General features: G+C 61.5%; 18 protein-coding genes. 7 read left to right on the forward strand and 11 right to left on the reverse strand.

Translation table 11 applies throughout. The features are described 5' to 3' along the window. Nucleotides 1–113: 113 nt before the first annotated feature. Complete coding sequence (locus BFW87_RS25050) at nt 114–494, reverse strand: RidA family protein (RefSeq protein WP_016973982.1); 381 nt, start codon at nt 492–494, stop codon at nt 114–116. Between the two features lie 49 nt (nt 495–543). Beyond that, the gene (gene fabF / locus BFW87_RS25055) at nt 544–1818 is read right to left on the reverse strand and encodes a beta-ketoacyl-ACP synthase II (protein ID WP_078742394.1); all 1275 of its coding nucleotides are present in this window, start codon (nt 1816–1818) and stop codon (nt 544–546) included. A 107-nt stretch (nt 1819–1925) separates the two neighbouring features. On the opposite strand from fabF, the gene BFW87_RS25060 reads away from it, so the two are divergent. Then, entirely contained in the window at nt 1926–2411 is a 486-nt protein-coding gene (locus BFW87_RS25060) for a winged helix-turn-helix transcriptional regulator (RefSeq protein ID WP_078742395.1), read from the forward strand. Here BFW87_RS25060 and BFW87_RS25065 read toward each other — a convergent pair. Continuing rightward, nucleotides 2398–3720, reverse strand: coding sequence for an OprD family porin (locus tag BFW87_RS25065; protein ID WP_078742396.1), 1323 nt, complete (start codon nt 3718–3720; stop codon nt 2398–2400). The two genes, BFW87_RS25060 and BFW87_RS25065, sit on opposite strands and share 14 nt — an antisense overlap. A gap of 458 nt (nt 3721–4178) precedes the next feature. Here BFW87_RS25065 and BFW87_RS25070 point away from each other — a divergent pair, with 458 nt between their 5' ends. After that, entirely contained in the window at nt 4179–6788 is a 2610-nt protein-coding gene (locus BFW87_RS25070; protein ID WP_078742397.1) for a hypothetical protein, read from the forward strand. A gap of 44 nt (nt 6789–6832) precedes the next feature. Here the strand turns inward: BFW87_RS25070 and fumC are convergent, their stop codons facing one another. From fumC to BFW87_RS25085, 4 genes are read right to left on the reverse strand one after another with little or no spacing between them, the layout of a single operon-like run. Beyond that, nucleotides 6833–8263, reverse strand: coding sequence for a class II fumarate hydratase (fumC, locus tag BFW87_RS25075; RefSeq protein WP_139372493.1), 1431 nt, complete (start codon nt 8261–8263; stop codon nt 6833–6835). Nucleotides 8264–8266: 3 nt separating this feature from the next. Then, a complete protein-coding gene (locus tag BFW87_RS31735; RefSeq protein ID WP_176159820.1) occupies nt 8267–9517 on the reverse strand; it encodes a threonine/serine ThrE exporter family protein in 1251 nt (416 codons plus the stop codon). Then, entirely contained in the window at nt 9510–11096 is a 1587-nt protein-coding gene (gene mqo / locus BFW87_RS25080) for a malate dehydrogenase (quinone) (protein WP_303047329.1), read from the reverse strand. The genes BFW87_RS31735 and mqo overlap by 8 nt, the downstream gene beginning before the upstream one ends. Next, nucleotides 11033–11419, reverse strand: coding sequence for a hypothetical protein (locus tag BFW87_RS25085; RefSeq protein ID WP_078742399.1), 387 nt, complete (start codon nt 11417–11419; stop codon nt 11033–11035). The genes mqo and BFW87_RS25085 overlap by 64 nt, the downstream gene beginning before the upstream one ends. A 449-nt stretch (nt 11420–11868) precedes the next feature. Between BFW87_RS25085 and BFW87_RS25090 the strand changes: the two genes are divergently transcribed. Then, nucleotides 11869–12765, forward strand: coding sequence for an AraC family transcriptional regulator (locus tag BFW87_RS25090; RefSeq protein WP_078742400.1), 897 nt, complete (start codon nt 11869–11871; stop codon nt 12763–12765). A 210-nt stretch (nt 12766–12975) separates the two neighbouring features. Next, nucleotides 12976–13731: an SDR family NAD(P)-dependent oxidoreductase gene (locus BFW87_RS25095; protein WP_078742401.1), complete on the forward strand. Its 756-nt coding sequence runs from the start codon at nt 12976–12978 to the stop codon at nt 13729–13731. 90 nt (nt 13732–13821) lie between these two features. On the opposite strand, the gene BFW87_RS25100 is transcribed toward BFW87_RS25095, so the two are convergent. Beyond that, nucleotides 13822–15093 carry an MFS transporter gene (locus BFW87_RS25100; protein WP_078742411.1) on the reverse strand — a complete coding sequence of 424 codons (1272 nt, stop codon included), beginning with the start codon at nt 15091–15093 and terminating at the stop codon, nt 13822–13824. A gap of 226 nt (nt 15094–15319) precedes the next feature. On the opposite strand from BFW87_RS25100, the gene BFW87_RS25105 reads away from it, so the two are divergent. Together BFW87_RS25105 and BFW87_RS25110 are read left to right on the forward strand one after the other, a co-directional pair. Beyond that, nucleotides 15320–16447, forward strand: coding sequence for an MFS transporter (locus tag BFW87_RS25105; RefSeq protein ID WP_078742402.1), 1128 nt, complete (start codon nt 15320–15322; stop codon nt 16445–16447). 58 nt (nt 16448–16505) lie between these two features. Further along, a complete protein-coding gene (locus BFW87_RS25110) occupies nt 16506–17606 on the forward strand; it encodes a LacI family DNA-binding transcriptional regulator (RefSeq protein ID WP_078742403.1) in 1101 nt (366 codons plus the stop codon). 122 nt (nt 17607–17728) lie between these two features. On the opposite strand, the gene BFW87_RS25115 is transcribed toward BFW87_RS25110, so the two are convergent. From BFW87_RS25115 to BFW87_RS25125, 3 genes are read right to left on the reverse strand one after another with little or no spacing between them, the layout of a single operon-like run. Next, complete coding sequence (locus BFW87_RS25115; RefSeq protein WP_078742404.1) at nt 17729–19324, reverse strand: GMC oxidoreductase; 1596 nt, start codon at nt 19322–19324, stop codon at nt 17729–17731. Nucleotides 19325–19342: 18 nt separating this feature from the next. Continuing rightward, nucleotides 19343–21130, reverse strand: a complete 1788-nt coding sequence (locus BFW87_RS25120; RefSeq protein WP_078742405.1) for a thiamine pyrophosphate-binding protein — start codon at nt 21128–21130, stop codon at nt 19343–19345. Beyond that, nucleotides 21127–21828: a ThuA domain-containing protein gene (locus tag BFW87_RS25125; protein ID WP_078742406.1), complete on the reverse strand. Its 702-nt coding sequence runs from the start codon at nt 21826–21828 to the stop codon at nt 21127–21129. The genes BFW87_RS25120 and BFW87_RS25125 overlap by 4 nt, the downstream gene beginning before the upstream one ends. A 311-nt stretch (nt 21829–22139) precedes the next feature. Here BFW87_RS25125 and hisD point away from each other — a divergent pair, with 311 nt between their 5' ends. Then, on the forward strand, nt 22140–23423 hold the full coding sequence (gene hisD / locus BFW87_RS25130; protein ID WP_078742407.1) for a histidinol dehydrogenase: 1284 nt from the start codon (nt 22140–22142) through the stop codon (nt 23421–23423). Nucleotides 23424–23499: the final 76 nt, after the last annotated feature.

The following is a 23499-nucleotide window of genomic DNA, read 5'->3' on the forward strand; positions in this document are numbered from 1 at the left end:
GTGTGGGAGCCGGGCTTGCCCGCGATGCAGACACCTCGGTGTGTCAGTTGCACCGGGTGAGGCTATCGCAGGCAAGCCAGCTCCCACATTTGATCTGTATTGCGAGTGAGAACCTAGGCCTTCGCCGCCATCGCAGTGACTTCCACGCGCATGCCTTCGACTGCCAACGCAGCCACACCCACGGCCGCACGCACCGGCCAGGGCTTGGCGAAAAAGCGTTTGTAGACTTCGTTGAACGCCGCCCGATCAGCCATGTCGGTGAGGTAGATGGTCAGGTGCATCACCCGGTCCATGGAGCTGCCGGCTTTTTCCAGCGCGACCTTCAGCGCTTGCAGGGTGCATTCGCTTTGCAGGGTGATGTCGCCGAGCTCAAGACTGCCATCGGCGCGAGTTGGCACTTGGGTCGAAACCAGGATGCCGTTGAAGCCGATGACGTCGGAAGAGATGGAGTCGGCATCCGGATCGGGAGTGAAGGACAGGTCGTGATTGGCCATGGGCGCCTCGTGTTGGCAGGAACGGAAAAGCGCCCATGGTCCCCGAAAATTACTGCGACTGCCAGCGCTTGAACAGCACGCTGGCATTGACCCCGCCAAAGCCGAAGCCGTTGGACAGTGCGTATTCAATCGGCAAGTGCCGCGCTTTACCGCGCACCATGTCCAGCCCGTCTGCCAAGGCGTCCGGGTTTTCCAGGTTGAGCGTGACCGGCGCAACCTGATCGCGCAACGCAAGCACGGTGAAGATCGCTTCAATACCGCCCGCTGCACCCAACAAGTGGCCCGTCGCGGATTTGGTTGAGCTGATCGCCGGGCTGCCGCCGGCACCGAATACCGTCCTGATCGCCGCGAGCTCACCCTTGTCACCCACCGGGGTGGAGGTGGCGTGGGCATTCAGGTATTGGACCTGGGACGCTTCGATACCGGCCTGACGCAACGCCTGCATCATCGCCCGACGCGCGCCGTCACCGTCTTCAGGCCCTGCGGTCATGTGATAGGCATCAGCACTGGTGCCATAACCGACCAACTCGGCAATCGGCTGCGCGCCCCGAGCCAGAGCGTGTTCCAACGATTCAATCACCAGAATCCCGGCGCCTTCGCCCATGACGAAACCATCGCGGGCCTGATCGAAAGGACGCGAAGCCAGCTCAGGTGTTTCATTAAAGTCACTCGACAGCGCCCGCGCCGCCGCAAACCCGGCCAGGCTGACCCGGTGGATCGCCGCCTCGGCACCGCCGCACACGGCCACGTCGACTTCGCCGGCGCGAATCATCCGCGCGGCGTCGCCAATCGCCTGTACCCCGGCAGCACAGGCGGTCACCGGGGCGCCCAACGGGCCTTTCAAACCGTAGTTGATCGACACATGCCCGGCCGCCATGTTGCTCAGAAACGAGGGGATGGTGAAAGGTGACAAGCGCCGTGGGCCTTTGCTGTCGGTAGTGCGCACGGCCTCGGCAATCGCCGGAAAGCCGCCAACGCCCGAGGCGATGATGGTCGCGGTGCGTTCCTGTTGTTCGGGCGTAGTCGGCGCCCAGCCCGCTTGCTTCAGCGCTTCATCGGCTGCCGCCAGGGCGAATAAAATGAAGCGGTCCATTTTGCGCTGCTCTTTGGCGGCGAGCAGTCGATCCGGATCAAACCCGGCCTCCGGGTCTTGCTGTACATCCTGAACCTGGCCGCCAATGCTCACGGCCAAATCTCCGATCAATGCCTCAGGCAGGCGCCGAATCCCCGACTGCCCGTTCAGCAGGCGTTGCCAGGTGGCTTCCACACTCGCCCCCAGTGGCGTCAACGCGCCCATGCCTGTCACGACGATACGTTTACTCATGATCAATCGACTCCTGTTGCGTTGAGGGATACACACCTGTGGACGTCACTATCATCATGAAAGTAACATGGCGTCACGCAACTTTGTAATCACCCACAGGAACACTCATGCAACGCAAGTCCCTTACCAGCGACGAATGCCCCATCGCCCGCAGCCTCGAACGGGTTGGCGAATGGTGGAGCATGTTGATCATGCGCGACGCGTTGCAGGGCTTGCGCCGCTTCGATGAATTTTCCCGCAGCCTGGGCATTGCGCCGAACATGTTGACGCGGCGTCTGACGGCATTGGTGGAGGCAGGGATGCTTGAGCGCAGGCAGTACAGCGAACGCCCGCCGCGCTACGAATATGCGCCGACGCCCAAGGGCGAGGATTTTCGGATGGTGTTGATGGCATTGGTCGCGTTCGGCAACCGGCATTTCGCCGAGGAAGGCGCCAGCGTTGAACTGGTGGATCGCGAGACGGGCCGGCTTGTAAAGCCGATGCTGGCGAATGCCGAGGGGGAGGTTGTGGCGCTGGATCAGTGCAGGTTGCAGGCCGGTCCAGCCGCCAGCGCGGGAATGCGCCAGCGGCTGGAGTCAGTTACAGCAGAGTGAACGGGTAGTCGACGATCACCCGCAGCTCGTTCAGCTTGCCGTCACGCTGGTCGGCATTCGATGAAACCATGGCGTCGCGCACGCGAAACGACAGGTTTTTCGCCGGACCGCTTTGCAGCACGTATTTGGCTTCCACGTCCGTCTCATGGTGGTCGCCATCGGCACCGTAGTCACCGACATACGCGCTGTTGGCCGGGGTGTGGGTGCCGTTGATGTCCGAGCCATTGACGTAGCGGGTCATGAAGCTCAAGCCCGGCACGCCGTAGCTGGCCATGTTGAGGTCATAACGAATGCCCCAGGACTGCTCGCCCGGGCCGTTGAAGTCGCCCCACTGGATCGAGTTGGCCAGCAACACCGAATCGCCGCCTTCACCCGCGCCGTTGTCGCCGGTGCCGATGTAGTCAAACGGCGTGTCGCCGTGCACTTTCTGGAACGACAACGTCAGGGTGTGGGCCGCCAGGAAGGAGTAGGCCGCTGCCACCGAGTAGGTGGTGTTGTTGATCGCACCGGCTTTGGCGCTGCCGGTGTCGAGGGTGCGGTACAGGTTGCCGTCCAGTGCCAGCGACTGGTCATGGCCCAACGGCAGGACATAGTTGAGGTTGGTGTAGTACTGGCGCCAGATGTCTTCCAATTCACCGGCATACACCGTCGCACTCAGAGACGGCGTGAAGGTGTACTTGCCGCCGACGAAACTCGCGCTGTTGGCCGCCACGTTGGCGTAGGTCGCGTAGATATCGTGGTCATGGTTGCTGGTCATGCCGCTGTTGGTGCTGGTGAAGTGCCCGGCTTCCAGGTCCAGCCCGGCGATTTCGCTGCTGGTCAGGTCAAAACCGGTGGCGGTCTGCGGCAAAATGCGTGTGCCGCCGGTAGCGAAGACGGGGGCGGTGGGCTGCATGTCACCGAATTTGAGCTGGGTTTTGGAGATTTTGATCTTCACCGCAGCGCCGACTGAGCCGTAGCCATCTTTGGGGTCGCCATTGCGGTCGGTCGGCAGGTTGCCGGTGTTGTTGTCTTCGTGGGTAGCGTCGAGCTTCATTGCGCCGTAGGCGTAGGCATCCACGCCAAAACCGATGGTGCCCTGGGTGAAGCCCGAGGCGTAGTTGAGCATCGCGCCTTGAGTCCAGTCGCGGTTGTCGGCCTTGCCGCTTTGCCGGTCGCGGTCGAAATAATAATTGCGCAACAGCCCGGTGACGCTGCTGCCTTCGATAAAGCCTTTGGAATCCGCCTGGTCGGTGACCGAATCGGCGAAGGCCATTTGACTGATACCGGCGCACACCGCCAGCGTTAACAGGCTCCACTGTTTGATCATGTTTTTACTTCCCCGGAATAATTAACGCGCGCACAGAAACACCGCACTTTATTTGGATATTGCATAAGGTTTTATGGGCAGGGTTTGAAGTGAGGCGTAGCCGTTCTTATTGTAGTCGGCGTGTTTGCCGAAGCTGATTCTAAGCACAGTTTGCGCGGCCTGCAGCCATGAAACTGATTAAACTCGATTAATTAAACTTCACGTTTTTTAATCGGCCACAGGTGTAGCGTTGATGGGGTCTTAGCCGCTCTGCTTCGACAAAAACCTTTGGTTTGCCGCCGCAGGCTCTGCGGCGGATTTTTTTGCTTGTTAAACTAAAGTAACTAATTTTTAATAAATAAACATACTGCCCGAGTAGTGGCAGTGTGACTCTATTTATACCGATTATCCGCATGTAACAAGACTGTTGCACTTGCCATCCAATAATCCTTCTCCCACGCCGAAACAGGAGAAAGGTCATGCAGGTGAACCCGGTCGACAGCACGCCCAAAACGGGCAACAACCCTAACTGGAACGCAGCGGTGTCCAAAGCGGTGGACAATCAGGCTGGCGACAACAGTCTCGGCCCGGATACAAAGCGGCCTCAAGGTGACTTTCGCACCGCGCAGCAAATCATCGACGACAACCCCTTGCTGAAAAACCTGGGCAACCAGAGCGGCGTGAAAGACAAACTGCGTGAGCGCGTGGGTGATTTCGAGCACGACCCGGATGCCGCCTACCGTGCGAGCCGCGTGCTGGAGCACATCGAAAAACTCGACGAAAACGGCAAACCCACGGTTAAACGCGCAGAGCTCAATGACGCCGGCAATGGCAAGATCGACGGTTTCACCAAAGGCGGCGACGCGCGCCACGGCACCGAAGCCGGGCGCCTGCAGGACTTCGGCAAGTACGGCTGGGACACACTCAAGGGTGATTTGCCGGTCAGCAAACCCAAAACCCCGCCCAAGGGCGATGCGCCCTCCAATCACCTGCCATTGCCTGGCGAAGGGCGCCCGGTGGGTGACACGCGCAGCGCACAGCAAATCATCGACGACAACCCGCTGTTGAAGAACCTCGGCAACCAAAGTGGCGTGAAAGACAAACTGCGCGAGCGTGTCGGCGATTTCGAGCACGACCCGGACGCCGCCTGGCGCGCGGCACAGGTACTCAATTACGTGGAGAACTACGACGAAACCGGCAAGCACATTGACGGTGGCAACGTGGGCAATGGCCGCATCGACGGCTTCACCAAGGATGGCGAAGCACGCCACGGCACCGAAGCGGGGCGCCTGCAGGACTTCGGCAAATACGGTTATGACAACCTCAAGGGCCTGGACGGCAACAGCGCCGACGACCAGATCAAGGACCTCAACGCCAAGGCCACCGAAGAAGCCGTGAAGGCAGCCGGTGGCGATGCATCCAAGGTCGGCGCCGACTATTTCGTCAGTGGCAACAGCAGTGCCAGCGGCGCGGATAAAACCGCCGCAATCATCCAACTGTCCACCGGGCTGGCCAACTACAAGGCGGGTGCCGACGCCTTTGCCCACCAAGGGCCGGATGCGGCCAATGAGTGGGCCGGTGACGGCAAGTCGCCGGGCCAGCAGCGTGAAGATTTTATCAACGACGTGCAAAGCCGCATCGACAAACTCAGCAAGGACCCGGACGTCCAGCAGTTCCTCAATACCCAGGGCACCGAGCAGTTGCAGAAAACCGTGGCTGCCGACCCGGCCCTCAAAGCCGAGATGGAGCGTCGCCTCGAGGCTTCTTCCAGCACCGACGCGCTCGACAGCGCGTTTGCGGTCAAGGGCGCCAGCACCACAGATGCGCTGTCGAGCTTTATCAAATACCCGGATTTTTACGCCCAGGCCCTGGGCAAGCAGCCGGACTACAAAAAAGCCCTGGAAAACGCCCCGCAAGACATCAAGGACAAGGTCAAGGCCGAGTACGAGCGCATCACCTCCGGCAAGGAAATCAACGACCTGATCGCCAGCGGCGTGCCGGCGGACAAGGCGGTTATTCAGTCCGGGGTGAACAAGGCGGTCTACGACGCGGTGCTCGACGACAAAACCGTGCAGGCGGGCAGTGCCTCCTTCAACGACGCTGCCGCCAAACTGGGCCGCGAGGACTTGCTCAAGGGCCAGTCCATCGACGACTTTTACCGTGGCCTGGGCGTTACCGGCGCCAATGATCCGCGCCTTGAGCAGGTCATCAACGACAACATTGCCGCGTTCACCGCGCCCGGCGAAGCACCGCCAAAAACCGCTGATATCATCAGCGGTATTCGCGCGGTGGAAGACGCCATGCGCGGCGGAGCCAAGTTCGACGACGCGATCAAGAAAGTCCAAAGCACCTGGGGCGGCAAGCTGCCCGCCGGCGTCAGTGCAACGTACAAGGCCGGGGTGATGCACGGCGTCTCCGGCGTGTTGCTGGCCGGCGCCATCGGCACGCGGATTGCCAGCGGCAAAGGCGGCAGCACCGCGCAAACGGTGGGCCAGTCATTTCAGGCGGCCGGGCTGTTTATGGAAGGCGGCGCCAAGTTCGTCCAGGACCAGTTCGACCGCACCAAACAAGGCACTTACAAGTTTGATGCTCCCAAATTTGTGAAAGACGTGGAGAACGTCGGCAAGAGCCTCGGCGGCGTCGCAGGGAACGTGCTGGGTCTGGTGACCGGGGCGATTTCCGCAAAAAACTCGGCGCAGAGTGGCGACAAGGTTGCGGCAGGCTTCCAGGGCACCTTTGCGGGCCTCAATGGCCTGTCTGCCGTGGCCGGTGCTGTCGAAGTTGCCACCTATGTGGTGCCGCGCATTACCACCGTGGCGGCAGGCGTGGCCGAAGCCGCCGGTGTCATCGGTGGCGCCGCCGGTGCATTGGCCGGTGCCGTGGGCGGGATTGCGGCGGTGGGCGGGCTGATTTACGCGATCATTGCCGACATCAAGGCCGACAATGCGCGCGCCAAGCAGCAGCAAGACTGGTACAAGGGGCTCAGCGATCAATTCAAGGGGTTCGGCATCACGCCGCCACCGCTGGATGTGATCATCGCGCCGAAAAATGGCTATGTGGATGCGGGAAATCCGAGTGTCAACTACTGAGTGATAAACACCTGTGCCGGAACCCGGCACAGGTTTTCTTGCCGTCAGGCGCCTGCTACACCGTCGCCAACCATATCTTTCGGCACGATGATGCGGTCGTAATCCTGCTCGCTGATCTTGCCGGATTTCAGCGCGGCGGCTTTCAGGGTCGAGCCTGTCGCCTGGGCATCCTCGGCAATATGCGCCGCGTTCTGGTAGCCGATGACCGGCGACAAGGCCGTCACCAGCATCAGGTTGTTGTCCAGATAACTCTGGATCTTTTCGCGGTTCAGCTCCGTGCCTTCCACCGAATACGTGCGGAATTTCTCGCAGCCGTCGGCCAGGATGGTCGCCGAGTGCAGGAAGTTATTGATGATGATCGGGCGCATCGCATTCAGCTCGAAGTTGCCCTGGCTGCCCGCGAAAGCAATTGCCGTGTCGTCACCGATCACCTGGATCGAGATCATCACCATGGCTTCGCACTGGGTCGGGTTGACCTTGCCGGGCATGATCGAGGAGCCCGGCTCGTTGGCCGGCAGTTGCAACTCGCCAAAGCCGCAGCGCGGGCCGGAGGCGAGCCAGCGCATGTCGTTGGCGATCTTCATCAGTGCCACGGCGGCGCCACGCAAGGCCGCGCTGGCGCGGACCATGGCGTCCAGCGAGCCTTGTGCCATGAATTTGTTCGGCGCGGTGACGAAGGGCTTGCCGGTGAGTTCGGCAATTTTTGCCGCGATGTGTACTGAAAAACCGCTGGGTGCGTTCAAGCCGGTGCCGACGGCAGTGCCACCCAGCGCCAGTTCATAGAGCCCTTCACGGCTGTGTTCGATCTCGGCGCTGCAGCGGCGAATCTGCGCGGCCCAGCCGCTCCATTCCTGGCCCACCGACAGCGGTGTGGCGTCCTCCAGGTGCGTGCGGCCGACCTTGATCACGTCCATCCAGCCCTCGGCCTTTTTCTCGATGGTTTCGGCCAGCCGGTTCAGCTCCGGTACAAGCCGCTCATCGATCAGGGTCACGGCAGCAATGTGCATGGCGGTGGGGAAACTGTCGTTGGACGACTGGCCCATGTTCACGTCATCGTTCGGGCCCACAGGCTGCTGGCTGCCGAGGGTGCCGCCGAGCAACTGGATCGCACGGTTGGACAGCACTTCATTGACGTTCATGTTCGACTGGGTGCCCGAGCCGGTTTGCCACACGTAGAGCGGGAAGTGCTCATCCAGCTTACCGGCGATTGCTTCATCGGCAGCCTGCACAATGGCCTCGCTTTTCCATTGCGGCAGGCGCCCGGCGCTGGCGTTGACCAGTGCACAGGCTTTTTTCACCACGCCGTAGGCGTGATACACCGCCTTGGGCATGCGGTCATTGCCGATGGAAAAGTGCTGCAGCGAGCGCTGGGTCTGCGCGCCCCAGTATTTGTCGGCGGGCACATCGACGTTGCCCATGCTGTCGAATTCACTGCGGTTGCCGGTGGCATCAAGGCCGATTGGAATGTCTGTCATCTCTTAACCCTCAGATAAATGGCGTTCAGGTTGAATCGCCAGCGCGAGCAACAAGCCCACGGCAATGGCGGCGCTGACGATCACGGTGGTGATGGCCAGCGAGGTGGTGTCGGCGATCAACGCCAGCGGTGAATCGGCCCCCAGAGACATCAACTGCAAACCGCCGATACCGGCGCGAAACCCATAGGAACCGGGGATCAGCGCGACGATACCGGGGAAGGCAAATGCCACCGGTGGCACTCGAAAACGCGAGGCAGCGAGCAACGCCACCAAGCCCGCAGCAAACGCACCCAGCAGCGATGCGCAGGCCAGGTCCAGCCCGAGGTGTTGCGCCACCGTGCGAGTGCCGTGCGCCGCCATGCCGCAGAGCACGCACACCCACAGCACACGCCAGGGCACATTGAAAAACAGCGCGTAACCCAAGGCGGCAGTGGCGGCAAACAGCACGTCCTGGCCCAGCGCCAGCGAGCCTGGCCCAGTGCCCACCGGCAGGCTGTCGCCGGCAGAGGCGGCCGCGACAAACAGCGCAAAGCTGATCACCAGTACCGTCATCGCTCCCGTGGCAATGCGCGCCAAGCCATTGCCGGGGTGGCCACTGACCAGATCGCGTACGCCATTGATCAGCGGCACACCGGGCACCAGAATCATCCCGGCCGCCGTGAGGCACAGCACCGGCGAAGCGCCCGGAAACGCGCGCAACACCAGGATGCTGCCCACGCCGCTGAGCAACGCGGTGATAAACACGGTCGCCACGCCATTGAGCGAATAACGGCCCATCAACCGCCGCAGCACGACGCTGAGCAAACCCGCCATAAATGCCGCGAGCACCACCGACCACTGCGCGCCGAACAGGCGTGCCAGCGAGGCTGCGGTTATGGCAATGCCCAGCGTCATGACCAGTGGGGAATGCTCCGGTCGCGCCTGCTCCACGGCATCCAGTTGCGCATCGATTGCCTGCGCTTTCAGGGTGCCCAGGCAAATGCCGTCGACCACCTGTTGCAGCGCCATCAACGTGCCCATGTCCACCGTCATTGCGCTCAGCGCATGCCCCACTTTGGTCTGGAACTGTGCTTCGGAGCCCACCGTGACCAGCAGCGCCTCAGCCGTCACCATGACCTGCACCGGGTGGCCCAGTGCGCGGGCCACGTCGGTGAGGATGCGTTGTGTGTGAGGGGTGTCGGCGCCGTGGGTCAGCAGGATTCGCCCGATGCGCGCCGTCAGATGGGCCACGCGTTCGAGTGACGCCTCAGACATTCTGCAAGCCCAGTACCGGCGCCGTGTCGGCGCGGGAGGTGCGGCAAGCATCGCCATCGGTTTTCAAATCCATGCCATAGGTGGGAATGATGGCCTGCAAGCGTGGCAGCCACGCCTGGGGCGTGAGCTTGTCGGCAAAGCATTTTTGCAGCACTTGCAGCGAGATATGCGCGGCGGTGGACGCGCCCGGTGAAGCTCCGAGCAGGGCCACGATGGATTTGTCCTGCGCGGCAATCAGTTCGGTGCCGAATACCAGTTGGCCGCCGCCATGGCCGGTCGGTTTGATGATCTGTACGCGCTGGCCGGCTACGGCTTCTTTCCAGTCGGCCTGGGTGGCGTTGGGGAAGAACTCCTTGAGCGAGGCGAAGCGCTCATCGGCAGTCTGGGTGACCTGGCTGATCAGGTACTTTTCCAGGTCCCAGCTGTGCACGGCCACGTCCAGCATGGGCGCAAGGTTGGCCGGGCGGATCGACTTGAACAAGTCCAGGTAGGAGCCGGATTTGAGAAACTTGCTGGAGAACCCGGCATACGGCCCGAACAACATTGAACGTTTACCGCCGATAATGCGCGTGTCCAGGTGCGGCACCGACATCGGCGGCGAACCATGGGGCGCCTTGCCATAGACCTTGGCCTGGTGACACGCGGCGACTTCTGCCACATCACAGCGCAGCCAGATGCCGCTGACGGGGAAGCCCGCGTAGCCGTGGCCCTCGGGAATACCGGACTTCTGCAACAGCTCGATGGACGCACCGCCAGCACCGATAAACACGAATTTGGCCTTTGTGATTTGCGCAGTGCCGGTCGCCAGGTCTTTCACCTTGACCAACCACTGGCCATCGTCACTGCGGCTCAGGTCAACGACTTGATGCTGGTACTGCACGGTAAAACCAGGCTGCCTGGCCAGTTGGGCGACCAGCAAGTGGGTGAGGGCGCCATAATCCACGTCGGAACCGGTGATCATGCGCGTGGCGGCGACAATTTCCTTGGGGTCACGGCCTTCCATGACCAAGGGCGCCCAGCCGGCGATGACGTGCGGGTCTTCGCTGTATTCCATGCCGTGGTAGCAATGGTGGGCCGACATGGCCTGAAAGCGCTTGCGCAGGAAGTCGCGGTTCTCTTCGCCGGTCACAAAACTCATGTGCGGGCAGGCATGAATAAACGCGGCGGGGTCGGCGATCGCGCCTTTGCGAACCAGGTAGGTCCAGAGCTGGCGGGAAATGTCGAATTCCACGTTCACTTCCAGCGCGTTGGCGATATCCACCGTGCCGTCGGGTTTGAGCGGCGTGTAGTTCAGCTCACAGTTGGCCGCATGGCCGGTACCGGCGTTGTTCCAGCCATCGGAGCTTTCCTGGGCGCAATCGTTCAGCGCCTCGTACATCGCGATCTCAAGGCCGGGTTCCAGCTCCTTGAGCAGGGTACCAACGGTGGCGCTCATGATGCCGGCGCCGATCAGGAGTACATCAGCCGTGCGGGAAACGTTTGCTTGGGACATGGGGGTTACCTTCAGTAGGAAAGTCAGGCGTTGGCTTTGAACAGCGGGGCGGCATCCGGCGCGAGAATCGCGTAGGCGCGCAGCCACGGCTCGTCATCCACCAGTTGCCAGCTGTGGCCGCTGCCGACGGTGTCTTCGGCCAGCAAAATGTCACCCGGGGTGATGGAAAAGGTGTCGCCGCTGCGGGTCTTGAACAGCAGGGAACCGCGCAGGGTGATGACGAATTGGCGGGTTGGCGCGGTGTGAGGATCGAACGCACCGCCCGCGCGGGTTTCACGAAAGGAAATGGATGAGGTGGCCGCCATGGCACTCAACACATCGCCGCGCTCTCCCTTGGGAAGATCGATAATGCCTTCTTCAAAAACTGAATCGCCTTGCGCGTTAGTCCAGATACGTACACATCGGATCATCGATTAATCTCGCTTGCGTAGAAATGAGTGGGAACTTTTAAGACGTATCGATGCGAATAAATATGCACGCCTTCGTATGGCTGAATATTTAGTCGAAGTCCTTGATGGTCGGGCTGAAACGCCCGTTTTTCCTGAAAGCAAGTGAAATAATGTAATGCTTTTACAAACAATAGGGTGTCGCTTTAAGTGTCGTCAAGCACATCTTTTTCGATACCGAGGCTATTCAGTTAACGTTCAGATATATAACGTTCCAGTGATGTAATACGTCTATACAACCGGGTGGGTAGCTAACTTGAAAGAGTGTTCACTTTTTAACAAAAGTTGAATTAAAGCTCGCTGTATAATCATTACCGGGTACGACGTACGGGCCGCGCTTTTATTCCCGAATGCTTGGTACAGTAGGGTGAAACCCACACGGCGCTACCCTGACCGAAACGGAAGAAGCCTCCATGAACTCCACACTGCTTGACGCGGTTAGCCGATACGTCGAGGCCAATGCCGATGCAACCGGTGTGGCCCAAACGCCCGTTCCGGGTTTGACCACGATTCGTTCGACAGCGCCCAGCGGCTTGATCCATTCGATGCCCAACCCGTTGATCTGCCTGGTACTGCAAGGCACCAAACAAGTGACCCTGGGCACTGAGACTTTCACCTTTCAGGCCGGGGACTCATTGCTGATCACTGCCGATGTGCCGACGGTGAGCCAGATCACCCAGGCCAGCCCTGAGGCGCCATACCTGTCGATCGTGCTGGACCTGGCCCCGGAGGTGATTGCCGAACTGTCATTGCAGATGAAACTGCAAACCACGTCGGCCGCAATGCCGGTGAAAGCGGCTGAGCGCACCGACGCTGAGGTGGCGGATGCGGCGCTGCGGTTGATGCGCATCCTGGATTTCCCGGCGTCCGGGCCGGTTCTGCACGCACAGCTGGTGCGTGAGTTGCATTACTGGTTGTTGGCCGGGCGCCATGGCGCGGCGATTCGTCAGCTTGGCTGTGTTGAAGGTCAGGCCCAGCGAGTGGCCCAGGCAGTGGCCGTGCTGCGGGCCGAGTACAAGCGGCCATTGCCGGTTGAGCAACTGGCGGCTACCGCCGGCATGAGCCCGTCATCGTTCCACCGGCATTTTCGCGCGGTCACTTCTTTGTCGCCCCTGCAATTCCAGAAAAACCTGCGCTTGATTGAGGCCCGACGAATGATGCTGGCCGAAGGCGCTTCGGCGAGCAGCGCGGCGTTCAATGTCGGGTATGAAAGCGTCTCGCAATTCAACCGTGAATACGCACGCATGTTTGGTTTGCCACCGATCAAGGACGTCGAAGCCGTCAAGGGCTGGGCCAAAGCGTCCGCCTGACTCATCAACTTTTGTGGCGAGCGGGCTTCTATGGTGAACCGGCTCGCCACAGGAGCCCGCTTGCCACAACAAGCCCGCTTGCCAAAGGGGGCCGTCGCAAGCGCCCGCTTACACAGTTGGGCGGATTGGGCAAACAACCTCCAGTTTCCGGCAACGCTCTTTGGCGGGCGGCTTCCTATCATGGCCTCACACCCACTGAGGAGTTTTGCCATGACCCAGATCGCTATCGTCACCGGCGCCAGCCGTGGCCTCGGCCGCAACACCGCCTTGAGCATTGCCCGCCATGGCGGGGATGTGATCATTACCTACCAGCGCCGTGCCGAAGACGCACTGGCCGTGGTCGCCGACATCCAGGCCCTGGGCCGCAAAGCGGTGGCCTTGCAACTCGATACCGGCGATGTGACAGGCTTCGAGGCGTTCGCCACCGCCTTGCGCTCGGTGCTGCGCGATACCTGGCAGCGTGACAGCTTTGACCACCTGGTGAACAACGCTGGCCATGGCGACCACGCGCTGATCGACCAGACGACCGAAGCGCAGTTCGACGGGCTGGTGAACGTACACTTCAAGGGTGTGTATTTCCTGACTCAGGCCCTGCTGCCGCTGATTGCCGACGGTGGGCGTATCGTCAACCTGTCGAGCGGGCTCACCCGCGTGTCCTTCCCGGGCTACGCTGCTTATGCCGCGGTGAAGGCGGCGGTTGAAGTGTTGTCGATCTACATGGCCAAGGAATTCGGCAGCCGCGCGATTGCCGTCAACACCGTGGCGCCCGGCGCGATCGAGACGGATTTTGGCGGCGGCGCGGTACGCGACAACCCCGAAGTGAACAAGATCTTTGCCGACATGACTGCCCTGGGACGCGCCGGTGTGCCAGACGATATCGGCCCGATGATCGCCAACTTGCTGTCCGAAGACAACCGCTGGGTCAACGCGCAACGTATTGAAGTGTCCGGCGGCCAGGGCATCTGAACGAATATCCCCCATGACTCAAGGATGCTGTAGCCATCTCGTCTGGAGCATGTTCAGTGGCCTTGAATGTACTCAACACCGGCCTGCGGCTCACGGTGTGGAACCGTGGACCACAGGCTGCACATCGGACGCAGCGGCCTTCGGCGCACGCATCAAAAACGGACCGAACGTAGCCAGCAACCCCAGCATGATCAACGGGAAAAACATCAGTTTGCCCAGGCCGAAGTTGCTGACAATGAGGGTGATCAGCGCCGGCCCCACCAGCATGCCGGAAAAGCCGATGCCGTTGACGATGCCGATATTGCGCCCCGCTTGGGCGGGGTCGCGGCGCCCGGCGGCTGAAATCATCAGCGGGGCGATGCAGGACAAGCCGAGGCCGAACAGCGCAAAGCCAAAAATACCGGTGACTGCCGAGTGACCGGCCAGGGTGATGATCATGCCCAGCACGCACACCACGCCGCAGCCGAACACCACCTGAGCATTACCGAACGCGGCCGCGAGGCGATCGCCAAACAAACGTCCGATAAAGGCGGCGCCCACAAAGAGGGACACCGCCATGCCTGCGGTGGACGTGCCGGTGGCGAACTCGCGGCGAATGTATTCCTGGCCCCAGTCGGCAATCGCGTTTTCGCCCATCATGCTGCCGAGCAACAGGGTGCCGAAGGCGATCATCACCAGCAGGGTCTTGGTGGCAGAGGCTTTGGCGGTTTCATTCGTTGCTGGCGCGTGGGCCTGCCAGTCTTCGAGCCCGGCGTCGGGCACATCGTGCTTGCCAAGCAACCAGCGGCTGAACACGCAGCCCAGCACAAACATCGCCAGGCCGAGCACGCTGTAAGGCACCAAAACGCTGTCGGTGTAATGCCCCGTCAGCCAGCTGCAGACCATCCCCAGCAAAAAACCGCCCAGGGAATAGAACGCGTGGAAGCTGGACATGATCGAGCGCCGGTAAAACCGCTCGACTTGCACGCCGTGGGCGTTCAGCGCCGTGTCCAGCGCCCCGCGCAACAGGCCGAGGGCGACGCCGAAACACAAGGCAAACCAGAAACCCTCGGCGAAACCCAGCGGGATAATCGACAGCGGATAGGCGAGGGCGCCCACCGTAATCACCGGCCTGGCGCCAAAGGTGTCAAGCAGGCGGCCGACCAGCAAGGCACCTGCGGCGGAACCGACGCCAACGCCGAGGGCGATCAGGCCGAACTCGGCATCCCCCAATTCGCCTCCCAGCCCCAGTTGGCTTCTGAACACACTGACGCCAGTGGACCAGATGTACATCATCGCGCCGATCATCATGAAACCAAGAAAGGTCGCGATACGTGCTTTGCGAATACGCGGGGGAATCGGTGTTTTCCGGACGTTGTTTATCACGCTGCTGGGTCCCTTTTATTGTTGTTGGGGGGTGATGCTTGATGATGAGTTATACGTATAACTCTTCCAAAATAACACTCTCATCCGATGAGCTGTCAATCCGCTAAAACGCACGGTATGGATTCGGTAATTATTTTGAGTTATACGTATAACCTGAATTGTACAAGCACCGAGGATTGCCGTGTCGTCTCAAGCATTGCTGTTGCCCCGTTCTACCCCGGATATGGTTGCCTATCGACTGACCTTCCTGATGTCCGGCCTGTGCATGGGCGCCTGGGCGCCGCTCGTGCCCTATGCGCGCAGCCGCGCGGGGGTTGATGACGGTGCATTGGGCCTGTTGCTGCTGTGTCTGGGGCTGGGCTCCTTGGTGATGATGCCGCTGGCGGGCATCTTGAATGCCCGCAAGGGTTGCCGCTTTACCATGCACGTGGGGATTGCGCTGGTGCTGCTGAGCTTGCCGGTGCTGTGTACCACCCATTCGTTCGTCGGCTTGATGCTGGCGTTGACGGTGTTCGGCGCCGGGTGCGGTGCGGTGGACGTGACCATGAATGTTCAGGGCGTGATGGTCGAGCGCGCCACGCGGCGTTCGTTGATGTCGGGCTTTCATGGCCTGTTCAGCCTGGGCACGATTGTCAGTGCGGGCGGGATCACTGCCTTGCTCTGGTCTGGCGCCACGCCCTTGCTGGCGGCCAGCGCGGTGATGGCCGCGCTGGCGGCGTTTGTGCTCACTTACGGTCGGCAGATGCTCGGCCGCAGCGGCGAAGAAGGCAGCCCGATTTTTGTGCGACCCACCGGCAAAGTCCTGGTGCTGGGCGTGCTGTGTCTGTTTGCCTTTCTGGCGGAAGGCGCGATTCTGGACTGGAGCGCGGTGTTCCTGACCGAAGTGCGCGGCGTCGAACATTCGATTGCTGGCCTCGGTTATGCCGCATTTGCCGTCATGATGGCGCTGGGACGCCTGAGTGGCGACCGCATCCTGCAAAAGCTCGGTGCACGAACCGTACTGATCGGCGGCGGGCTGATTGTGGTGTTCGGCTTTCTGGTGGTGGTGCTCGCGCCCAACTGGCTGATCAACCTCGTGGGGTTTGCAGTCATCGGCATCGGTTTGGCCAACATCGCCCCGGTGTACCTGTCGCTGGCCGGCGCGCAACGCACGATGCCGGGAGAACTGGCGATTGCCGCCGCGACCAGCCTGGGTTACCTCGGCATTTTGATGGGCCCGGCGGTGATCGGGCTGTTCGCCCATGCAACGAATTTATCCTGGGCGCTGCTGGCGGTGGCCTCGTTGATGATTGCGGTCATGTTCAGTGCCACACGGCTGGTTCCGAAGGTTTCCCCGCAACAGGTACACTGAGCGCATTGTTTTTTCACGGACCTCGTCTGAGGTGTTCAAAAAGATCGGGAAACACGCGATGGCAGCCGTATCAATGAAAGACGTTGCACTGGCGGCAGGGGTGTCACAGCCTGCAGTGTCTTATGCCTATAACCGCCCCTCCAAACTGTCCCCGGCCCAGCGTGAGCATATCCTTGAGGTAGCCGCGTCACTGGGCTACCCAGGCCCCAATGTGCTGGGGCGCAGCCTGCGCTCGGGCAAGATCGGCGCGATCGGGCTGATGATGATGGACAAGCTGTCCCTGGCCTTCGCTGACCCTTGCACCATCGCGCTGTTGCGCGGCATCAGCGAGGTGGGTGAGCTGGAGAACGTCGCGCTGACCCTGTTTCCGCTCAACAACAACCGCCTGGTCGGCCGCGCCCAGGCCGCCAGCCACAGCAGCCTGGCCCTGCGTGGCCTGGTGGACGGCTTGATCATCTCGACCTTGCCCGATGACCATCCGGCCGTGCTGGCAGTGGTCAAGCAGAACCTGCCGTTTGTGGTGATCGATTCTCCACTGGTGGAAAATTCGTTTTTTGTCGGGATCGACGACCGCGCCGCTGCCCGTGCACAGGTGCAGCACCTGCTCGACCTGGGCCACCGCAAGATCGGCGTGATTATCGACCGTCTCAACCCCGACGGGTATCGCGGCCCTATCGACAAGCAGCGTTTCAAGAACGCCAGCGAACGCATCGTGCGCGAGCGCCTGACCGGCTACGTGGAAGCGGCGAATGCCGCAGGCCTGGCTTTCGAGGATTTGAGTGTGATTGAGGCGGGCGGGCTGGACTCCACCTCCGGGCAAACGGCGGCCTTCACCTTGCTGACCTCCAACGAGGTCACCGCGGTGGTGGCGTGCTCGGACGTGATGGCGATTGCCTGCATGAAAACCGCCCATGCGCTGAATCGCAACGTGCCGCAGACCCTTTCGGTGATTGGTTTTGACGACATTCCCGAGGCCGTACAACTGGGCCTGACCACCATCGCTCAGCCGATGGTCGAGAAGGGCGTGTATGCCGCGCGGCTACTGACCGACCAGCTCAATGCGCCGGCGGACGCACCGCTGGCGCCCGAGCAGAAAATCTTCGCGACCAAGCTGGTGGTGCGCACCTCGACTCAAGCCCTGGCCCCCACAGAGGCTTGACTCGGCCTTTCCTGTGGCGAGGGAGCTTGCCCCGGCTCTTTGTTTAAAAAGCCTGGGACTGCTACGCAGTCCAGCGGGAGCAAGCTCCCTCGCCACAGGTTACTTTTCGCTCTTGCTGCTTCTTAACTGACTGGCTCGCGTTTGAAGTGTGCCGCCACGCGCAAGGCATTGGCGGCAATGGTCAGCGCCGGGTTGACCGCCGCCGAGGAAGGAAAGAACGAGCTGTCCACCACCCACACATTGTCCAGGTCATGCAGCTTGCAGTTAAGGTCCAGCACGCTGCTGGCCGGGTCGCTGCCCATCACAGCGGTGCCGCATTGGTGCGAGTTGGTGGCGATGCCCATGCGCGCTTTCAGGATCAGCGGGTAGCCGGCCTTGCGCAGCACTTCACTGGTTTTGCTGACCAGGCCCTCATGGGCCTTGAGGTTGTTGGGCGTCCACTGCACCTTGATCGCCCCGCGTGCCTTGTCATAGGTGACGCGGTTGTCCACCACCGGCAAGTCCTCGGAAGTCAGGTACAGGTCGACGCTGTGGTCGGTGATGTAGCGTGAAGCAAACCTGGGCAGCCAGGGGCGCATGGCACTGATCATCGGCTCGCGGATTTTGCCGAGCATCTGCACATTTCCCAAGGGAAACGCGTTGTGTGGACCACTGCCGTACCAATCATTGATGGCCAGGGTTTTCTGGAAGGTCACGGTGTTCTTGCGCCGAGGGTCCACGGCCAGCATGAAGGTGCTGTTGTGCACCATGTAATTGCGCCCCAATTGGCCTGAGCTGTTGCCCAAACCGTCCGGGTGCTCAGGGCTGGAGGACTTGAACAACAGCGCGGCACTGTTCACCGCGCCGCATGCGAGCACGAAGCGTTTGGCACGCAGGGTGATGTCGCGCCCGTCCAGTTGGCCGTGGGCCTCGGTGACCGTGCGGCCATCGCTAACCAAGCGCTGCACAGTGGTTCGCGTGAGCAGGCGGACATTGCCGAGCAGGGCAGGTCGCAGCGCCGAGACTTCGGCGTCGGCCTTGGCGTCGACCAGGCAGGGGTAGCCATCGCAGGTTGAACACAGCACGCACTCACCGCCGTCGCCATAGTCCACCGCAGCCGGCATCACGAACGGTGTAAGCCCTGCGAGTCGCATGCTCTGGGCCAGCGGGGCCAGCGCCGGGTCATGGGCCAGCGCCGGTTGCGGGTAGGGGCCGGAGCGCCAGGGTTCGCTGGGGTCCACGCCGGCTTCGCCATGCACCCGGTAGAGTTTCTCGGCCTCGGCATACCAGGGCTCGAATTCGGCATAGCTGATCGGCCATGCCGGGGAAACGCCCTCGGCATGCCTGATTTCGCCAAAGTCCGCCTCGCGAAACCGCGGCAGCATGGCGCCATAGAATTTGGTATTGCCGCCGACGTAATAGAACACGCCGGGAGAAAATGCCTGGTTATTGTGGTCCAGCCAGGCTTCGGCGTTGCGGTAACGGCCTCGGCCAAAGACGGCTTCGGCGCTCCAGTTCTGGATTTCTCGCGGCAGGAAGTCGCCGCGTTCAACGATGACGATATCCAGCCCGCTGTCGCGCAGGGCGTGGGCGAACGTTGAGCCGCCCATGCCCGAGCCGATAATCACCACGTCACAATGGATAGTGCCATCTGCATCAGGTGTCACCACGTCGAGGGCGCGGGGCGCCCTCGGGTGTGGTGTCAGCTCTGCATGATGCGAAATCAATGCATCACTCATGTTGAGCTGCTCCAGCGCTTACAGGTGTTGTTCGGAGTTGCGGATTTGCCAGTATTCATCCTGGCGTTCGTCAGTGATGTATTCCGGGATCGGGAAGTCCCACCAGCCCGGCACCCACGGGCCTGCCGCGTCGCGGTCGGTCGGCACTTCGATCAGCACCGGCACGTTCAGGTCCAGGGCTTCCTGCAGGATGGGTTCGAGGTCTTCCGGGCGCTCGACACGGTAGGATTTCAAGCCGAAGGCCTCGCCCACTGCTTTGAAGTCCGGGCTGTACGGCGTGCCGTCCGGGTGGTTGAACTCGGTGCCGATATGGCGGCTGGTCTGCTTGCGCTGGCCACCGCGAATCGACATGTAGCCTGCGTTGTTCTGGATCAGGAATACCACCGGAATATTGTTGGTCACACAGATCGCGATTTCCTGGGAGGTCATCAGGAAGTCACCGTCACCCAGGATGCACACCACCGGTTGGTTCGGCGCGGCGAGCTTGGCGCCGATGGCTGCCGGTACCGCCCAGCCCATCGACGAGAACCCGCCGGAGGTCAGGTGCGTGCGTGGGGTGTAGACCGGGAAGGTCTGCTTGACCGCACCCTGGGTATTGCCCGAGCCGACCACCACGATCGTGTCGCGCGGGAAGACCTTGCGCAGTGCACCCAATGGGCGTTGCGAGGTGAACGGGAAACGGTCGGAGTCGCGGCGGCCCGCCAGTTTGCTTTCCCATTCGTCCTGATAACCGCGCAGGTCGCTCAAGTAGGCTTCGCGGTCGACGCTGTGGCCTTTCAGGCCTTCGACGATGGCGGCCAGGGCGTGCTTGGCGTCGGCGCAGATGCCCACGGTTACCGGGTAGTTCTTGCCGATCTCGTGGGGGTCGATGTCGATGTGGATCAGCTTCGACGGCGGGATCGCAAACGTCACGCCCTTGGCGTAGCTGGACGAGGACCAGTCGGTAAAACGGCAACCCACGGCGATGATCACGTCGGCGGTGGACGCGACTTTATTGCCGCACAGGGTGCCCGTCTGGCCAACGCTGCCGGCGAACAACGGGTGATCTTCCGGGAAGCCGCTTTTGCCGTTCCAGGTGGTCACCACCGGAATTTTCCAGGCTTCGGCCAAGGCAAAAATCTCGGCACTGGCTTCACCGGTGATCACGCCGCCGCCAATCACCAATACTGGGCGCTGGCTGGCTTTGAGTTCTTCCACCGCGCGCGCCGTGGCGGCCGGGTCCGGGAAACTTTTGCCGATCGGCGTGCGTTCTTCCAGGGCGTGCAGCGTAACTTCAGCCGCTTCGGCCTGCACATCCATGGGAATTTCCAGGTGCACAGGGCCCGGGCGACCGGTGACCATGGCGCTCCAGGCGCGGTGCATCATGAATGGCAGCTCTTCCACACGGGTTGCGACCCAGTGGCGCTTGGTCACGGCTTCGGCGATTTTCGGGAAGTCGTTATCGGTGTAGCGCTCAAGCTCTTGCAGCAAGCCGTGGCCACGCATGTGGGTGGGCGGCCCGCCGGTGATCAGCATCAGGCTGGTGGAGTCGGTGAACGCCGTGGCCATGCCGATCACGGTGTTGGCCGCGCCAGCGCCGATGGACGTGACCGCCGCCATCGGCTTGCCGCTGACCCGGTAGTAGCCGTCGGCAAGGTGCACCGCGCTTTGTTCATGGAATACCTGAATGAACTTGAGCTTCGAGTCTTCCTCAAGGAAGGCATCGGTGAGTGTCCAGATACCGTGGCCGGGGATGCCGGCGACGTATTCCACACCGTAATTTTTCAGGGTTTGCGCCACGATCTGGCTGCCGGTCAATTTGGTCATGACAGGACTCCTTGGGTTGAAGAAACAGAAGCGGTTGCACGCCCGCGCGTGGCCCAGTTCAGGCCTTGCTTGGTCAGGCGCCGGATATTCGGGTCGGCCAGGTTGCTGGTGTCATGCCCGATCGAGTGATAGAACACGCGGCCTTCGCCCCAATTGCGCACCCAGGCCACCGGGCTGCGATGGCCGTTGAGCCAGGGGAAGGGGTTGCCGTCAAAAGTGGTTTCCGCCAGCACGTGGATGTTCGGGTCGACCTGCATGTAGTACTGCTCGGAACGCACCTCGAAATCCTCGACGCCCTGGGTGACCTCATGCTCACGGTCGATGAAGTTGACCTGATAAGGGTGGGGAAACCCTTCGCCCATCGGGTGCTCCAGAAACGAGCCGCCCAGCACCCAGTGGTACTTGAGGCTGGCGCGGAACGCAGCGCCCGCGCCATGCCAACCGACCAGGCCGGTGCCGCTTTCGACCGCTTCGAGCAGGCGGTTTTCCTGGGAGGCGGTGAGGGTTTCGGTGGTGACGGCGTTGTTCCAGCCGATCACGATCAGGTCATAGCCGGTCAAGTCCCTGTCCAGCGTGAAGATGTCGGTGGACTCCTCGACGTCGAACGCCAGTTCCTGGAAAACCGTGCGCGCCCACGCTGCGATTTCATAGGGGTAATGGCCGGGCCAGCCACCGAACAGATACAAGACTCGACTCACGGTTGTTCACCTCTTTACGTTGGGTGTGATTATTAGGTTATACGTATAACCGTCTTTTTAAGCTAACACTCCGCCGAATCAAGTCAATGCCTGCTGGCGCGTTTCTTAGGCGATTTTTGAGGGTTATATCAGTCGGTTATACGAATAACGTTTGGTGCTGACACGAGTGCTTCAGCGGTGCGTCTGCGCTGCGTCAGGGTGCGTCACCTATCGGGCGGCTGCGAAATTGTCCGGGGCAGGGCGGTAGGAAAAGATGGTGGTGAATGCTGGGGGCATGTCGCGTGCCCTCTGGAACCACCTGGAGCTCATTGATGATTCGTTATCTGAAAACAAGTAAGCCGGTCGACGCCCAGGCCGAGATCGCTGCCCAAGTCCGCGAGACGGTTGAGCAGATCATTGCCAACGTCGCGCGCAACGGTGATGCCGCGGTGCGTGAGTACTCAAGCCGGTTTGATCACTGGTCGCCGGAGTCTTTTCGGCTGACGGACGCGCAAATTGCTGCGTGTGTGGCCAGCCTGTCCGAGCAGGAATTGGGCGATATCAAGTTCGCCCAGGCTCAGGTGCGCCGGTTTGCCGAGGTGCAGAAGGCGTCGATGCATGATGTGGAGGTGGAAACCTTGCCGGGGGTGATCCTTGGCCATCGCAATATTCCAGTGAACTCTGTGGCGTGCTACATCCCGGGCGGCAAGTACCCGCTGCTGGCGTCGGCGCACATGAGCGTGCTGACCGCCAAGGTGGCGGGGGTAAAACGCGTGGTGGCCGCTGCGCCGCCGTTCGATGGCAAACCGCATCCTGCGATCGTGACGGCCATGTACCTGGCCGGTGCCGATGAGATCTATTGCCTGGGTGGCGTGCAGGCGATCGCCGCGTTTGCCTTGGGCACCGACACGTTCAAGCCGGTGGACATGATCGTCGGCCCCGGCAATGCCTACGTGGCGGAAGCCAAACGCCAACTGTTCGGCAAGATCGGCATCGACCTGATTGCCGGGCCGACTGAAACCCTGGTCATCGCCGATGACAGCAGCGACGTCGAAATCATTGCCGCCGACTTGCTCGGCCAGGCCGAACACGGCGTGAACTCGCCGGCGGTGTTCCTGACCAACAGCGCGGCGCTGGCGGAGAACCTGCCGGCGGAAATCGAGCGTCAACTGGCGATTCTGTCCACCGCGCCGGTCGCCTCGGTGGCCTGGCGTGATTACGGGGAAATTATCCTGTGCGACACCGTGGATGAGTTGGTGCAGGAAGCGGATCGCATTGCCTCCGAGCATGTGCAGGTGATGACCCGTGATCCGCTGTACTTTCTCGAACACATGACCAACTACGGCGCGCTGTTCCTCGGTGAACGCACCAACGTTTCGTATGGCGACAAGGTCATCGGCACCAACCATACGTTGCCGACCACGGGCACGGCGCGTTACACCGGCGGGTTGTGGGTGGGCAAGTTCATCAAGACCTGCACTTATCAGCGTGTGCTGACGGATGAGGCTTCGGTGCTGGTGGGTGAGTACTGCTCGCGGTTGTGTGGCATGGAGGGGTTTGCGGGGCACAAGGAGCAGGCGGATATTCGGATTCGGCGTTACTCGAAGTCTGTTTGAGGATGTAGTTGGGGTTGAGCGGTGGGGGTGGGGTTGTTTGTGAGGGTGGGGTGTCAGTCGCGGGGTTGGGGGGCTG

The organism is Pseudomonas fluorescens (assembly GCF_002022275.1).
Classification (GTDB): domain Bacteria; phylum Pseudomonadota; class Gammaproteobacteria; order Pseudomonadales; family Pseudomonadaceae; genus Aquipseudomonas; species Aquipseudomonas fluorescens_AJ.